This window comes from Jatrophihabitans lederbergiae (genome assembly GCF_031845305.1).
Taxonomy (GTDB): domain Bacteria; phylum Actinomycetota; class Actinomycetes; order Mycobacteriales; family Jatrophihabitantaceae; genus Jatrophihabitans_A; species Jatrophihabitans_A lederbergiae.
On the sequence record NZ_JAVREH010000115.1, the window covers coordinates 1 to 3,907 of the forward strand.

At 61.5% G+C, this 3,907-nt stretch carries 6 protein-coding genes; all 6 read left to right on the forward strand.

The genetic code is table 11. The annotated features are described in order from the left end of the window. A partial coding sequence (locus tag RM423_RS24180; protein WP_311425596.1) for a hypothetical protein occupies positions 1 to 182 on the forward strand: 182 nt, incomplete at its 5' end. Positions 183 to 272: 90 nt separating this feature from the next. Then, entirely contained in the window at positions 273 to 605 is a 333-nt protein-coding gene (locus RM423_RS24185; RefSeq protein ID WP_311425597.1) for a helix-turn-helix transcriptional regulator, read from the forward strand. Next, entirely contained in the window at positions 589 to 1,833 is a 1,245-nt protein-coding gene (locus RM423_RS24190; protein ID WP_311425598.1) for a type II toxin-antitoxin system HipA family toxin, read from the forward strand. Before RM423_RS24185 ends, RM423_RS24190 begins: the two co-directional genes overlap by 17 nt. A gap of 278 nt (positions 1,834 to 2,111) precedes the next feature. Further along, positions 2,112 to 2,420: a helix-turn-helix domain-containing protein gene (locus RM423_RS24195; protein ID WP_311425599.1), complete on the forward strand. Its 309-nt coding sequence runs from the start codon at positions 2,112 to 2,114 to the stop codon at positions 2,418 to 2,420. Next, a complete protein-coding gene (locus RM423_RS24200; RefSeq protein WP_311425600.1) occupies positions 2,417 to 2,932 on the forward strand; it encodes a hypothetical protein in 516 nt (171 codons plus the stop codon). The genes RM423_RS24195 and RM423_RS24200 overlap by 4 nt, the downstream gene beginning before the upstream one ends. 124 nt (positions 2,933 to 3,056) lie before the next feature. Next, a complete protein-coding gene (locus tag RM423_RS26125) occupies positions 3,057 to 3,800 on the forward strand; it encodes an ATP-dependent nuclease (protein WP_396327866.1) in 744 nt (247 codons plus the stop codon). The last annotated feature ends 107 nt before the right edge of the window (positions 3,801 to 3,907 follow it).

A 3,907-nucleotide genomic window follows, 5' to 3' on the forward strand; every position in this document is an offset into this window, starting at 1 on the left:
CCGAGGACAAGGCCGAGGTCTACCGCCAACTCGGCACCACGCTGACCTACGAACCGAACAAGCGCCTCGTCCGCGCAGAAGCCGGCATCAGACCCCAACCGTGGGGTTATGGGAAGTGTCCGAGGGGCGATCAAGCCCGTTGGCCCATCCTTGCACTCCGGGCCGACCTCTGGCTCCCGTGACAGCCTACCTTGACCAGCCTCGGATACATAATAGAATCCCTTCTAAGCGTTCTAATCGGTAATCTAAGGCGGTGGACTATGGCTCGTCGGATGGTGGCGGTGACGCGCGCGTCCGAGGACGCGATTGCTGTGCTGGGTAACCAGATCAAGGCCGCGCGCGCCAGGCGGGCTTGGACGCAGGCCGACCTAGCCGCGCGGGTCGGGGTCACCCAGAAGACAATGCACGCCATCGAGTCCGGCTCGCCGTCGGTGTCTATCGGCAACGTTTTCAACGCCGCGTTCACCGTCGGAGTCAACCTGTTCGGCCTTGACGGCGCCGACCTTGCGCGTGCCCGCCGCCAGGGCGAGGAGACCCTCGCGCTCTTGCCCGCGCGCATCCGCAGGCCAGTCACCAACGACAGCGCCGATGACGCAGCCTTCTGACAACGCCTTCGTCTGGGCGTGGCTGCCGGGAGCCGTCCAGCCGGTCGTTGCCGGCCGCATCAACCGCCTCGGCAACGGTTACCGGTTCATCTACGGTGAAAGCTACCTCGCACGCCCAGACGCGATCAGCCTCTATGGGCCGGAGTTGCCGATTCGGTCAGGCTGGATCGACCCGCCGGACGGCATGGAGATGGCCGGCAGCCTATGGGACGCCAGCCCAGACTCGTGGGGCCAGCGGGTCATCATCGCGCGGCTCACCGGCAAGCAGGGCCGCGAAGCCGACGCGGTCAATCTGGACCGGCTGACCTTCCTGCTGGAGTCCGGGTCGAACCGGATCGGCGGGCTCGACTTCCAGGTCAGCGCGACCGAGTACGTCGCCCGTGCGGACGGCGCGACCCTGGACGAGTTGCACGCGGCAGCACGTGCTCTCGACGAAGGCGAGCTGAGCCCCGCTCTTGCCGCGGTGCTCGTGCACGGAACGTCCATAGGCGGCGCGCGGCCGAAGGTGACGCTGGTCGACGGCGACAAGCACCTGATCGCAAAGCTCACCATGTCCACCGACATCTACCCGATGGTCAAGGCAGAAGCTGCCGGTCTGGAGCTGGCTCGCCGTGTCGGCATCGATGTCCCGCCCTCGCGCGTCATCACCTCACTCGGCCGCGAGGTTCTCCTCATCGAGCGCTTCGACCGGCCCGGTCCAGGCGAGCGCCGGATGGTTGTGTCCGGTCTCACGATGCTGGGCTACGGCGACTTCCTCGGTGCCCGCTACTCGTCCTACCCGGAGATGCTTGACGTGCTGCGCCAGCGCAGCAAATACGGCGAAGGACTCGGCAAGCAGCTGTTCGAGCGTGTCGTCTTCAACATCGCCATCGGCAACATCGATGACCATGCCCGCAACCACGCCGCGTTCTGGGACGGCCACCATCTCGAACTGACACCAGCCTACGATCTAGCGCCGCAACCACGAAGCGGTGGCGAGGCTCGCCAGGCGATGGATATTGGCCGTGATGGCAGCCGCGACAGCCAGTTCGTCGTCTGCGTCAACGCAGCGCAGGACTATGGGCTCTCCCGCGCCCAGGCACGCGACATCATCGAGTACCAGGTCGTGACGATCCGCGAGAACTGGGATGACGTCGCCGAACTGTTACGGCTCACCCTTGTCGATAAGAACGCGCTGTTCGGTCGGCAGATCCTCAACCCATACGCCTCCTATGATTTGAAGCTGTAAGCACGGTGCAGCGCCGCAGCCGAGCACCCCTCGTCTGCAAGGTCGTGCCGAGGCTGAATCCTGACGGGTCTGCGTGGCATCACTGCCCGGGGCCGGCGCTGTAACGGGCATGTTTTGTTGACTGATGCCTACGAGTCTGGGACCTGCGTAGGGCCTCGACCCGGCATGTTTGCGGGCCTGTCTCTCGCTGGTGGTGATCCTGCCTAGCGGGAGCACCGATCGGAGCAGGGACAGGAACACCAATCGCACAGCCCACTGCGGGTCACTGGAGGCTCGCGATGCGGTTGCGTAACCGCCTGGTCTTGGCCGCCTTCGTAGATAACGCGCGCATGTCCGAGCGCGAGATCGCGCGCCGCGCCGGCCTAAGCCACTCCACCGCCAACCACCTCATCACCGGACGCCGCACTACCTGCTCGCTCAGCACAGCGGTTGCCATCGCACAAGCGCTCCACTGTCCGAACGGAACGCTGTTCAATGTCGAGGAGGCCGCAGAGCAGCAGGCCGTCGAGCAGATCGCCGACTATGAGCCAAGCGCGCGCAGTGCACTTGAACGTTTGGGAGGGTTCGGGGAAGATCACAACCTGTGACGAACTTTCGTATGAATCAAATAAGGACGAGGGCAGGGACAACTATCGAGCTGCCACCGGCAGGTGTGCTCTGCGTGGTCGGTGGCAACAATGTCGGAAAGTCGCAGCTCCTTCGAGATGTGAGCGAATGCATTCGAGGATATTCCGATCGTGCAGTGATCTTAGAGTCGGTCGAGTACTCGCTGGACGTTCCAGATGATGTTGAAGCCTGGGCTCGTTCGACCTCGATCGTCCAAGCGCCTCTCGGGCAAACGGAAACATTTATGCCACCCGGAGGTGGCCAGGGCTGGCAGCTCTCGCAGCTGCAGATATGGCTTAGCGATCCGCACGGTCAAAATATGGGAAGGGTGATGGAATGGTTTCTTCGAACCCTCGATGCTGCGCAACGCGTGGGCGTCGCAACCGGCGGCATGGGGCAGCCAGGTATGGAAATAACCGGGAATCCGATCCACGCCTTATTTATCGACGGCGATTTAGCAAGAGTTGTCGCAAATTTGCTTAAAAACGTTTAGTTTTCCGCTTACTTTAGATAGGGCAAACGGCAACGTTCAACTACGAGTAGGTACACCTGGAGTTGAATCCCCTCCCTTGCAGCACCCTACGCGGGAGTACGCCGAATCAGTCGCAAGCTTGCGCTTGCTTTCGGAGCAAGGCGACGGAGTCAAGAACTACCTCGGCATGGTGCTTCATCTGATGACGTCTCGCGCGTCGGTGACAGTGATTGACGAACCCGAAGCTTTTCTGCACCCGGCGCAGGCGCGATCGCTAGGTCGGCACCTCGGGGCGCAGGCGCGGAGTCGCCGACTGCAATTGCTTACTGCAACGCATGACCGCGACTTCGTGCTCGGTTTGCTCGAGACAAATTGCCCAGTAACGTTTCTGCGGCTGCAGCGGTCGCAGAACAGGAACTCTGCGGCAACGTTATCTCCGGAGCGGGTGAAGTCGATCTGGGACCGACCTGTGCTTCGCTACTCGAACGTTCTGCAGGGACTTTTTCATCGAACGGTCGTTGTCTGTGAGAGCGACGGTGACTGCCGGTGGTATGCAGCCGTACTCGATGAGCTAGGACGCCGCGGAAGCTTTGCGGCGGAGGAGGTCTTGTTCGTTCCCGCCGGCGGCAAGACCCAGATTCCACAATGCGTAGCGGCGTTAGAGGGCTTGGACGTAGGCGCATTCGTAGCCGTAGATTTCGATGCAATACTTGATGTTCCGTACTTGACGTCATTATTGTCTTCAGTCAATGTAGAGTCCGATGGCTTTTCTTCGAAAGCAACTAATATTTCTAAGCAACTCCTGACAAGCGAACAGCGCTCAAGAGCAAAAGAGTACGGCGCAGATGGCTTGCCGCATGGGGACTTAACCCTAATACCGTTCAGTTAGTGGGTTGTGATCTGGTAGATGGGTGGGTGTTGGGGTCGGGGCCAGGTGGCGTGGTGGGCGCGTTTGACGTGCCATTTGGGCATCTTTCTTTTGATGACGCGGGGTTG

What these genes read in the sequence shown, in the direction of transcription:
- RM423_RS24185 (WP_311425597.1), top strand. Translation starts at nt 273, where the DNA reads ATGGTGGCGGTGACGCGCGCGTCCGAGGACGCGATTGCTGTGCTGGGT.
- RM423_RS24195 (WP_311425599.1), top strand. Translation starts at nt 2,112, where the DNA reads ATGCGGTTGCGTAACCGCCTGGTCTTGGCCGCCTTCGTAGATAACGCG.
- RM423_RS24190 (WP_311425598.1), top strand. Translation starts at nt 589, where the DNA reads ATGACGCAGCCTTCTGACAACGCCTTCGTCTGGGCGTGGCTGCCGGGA.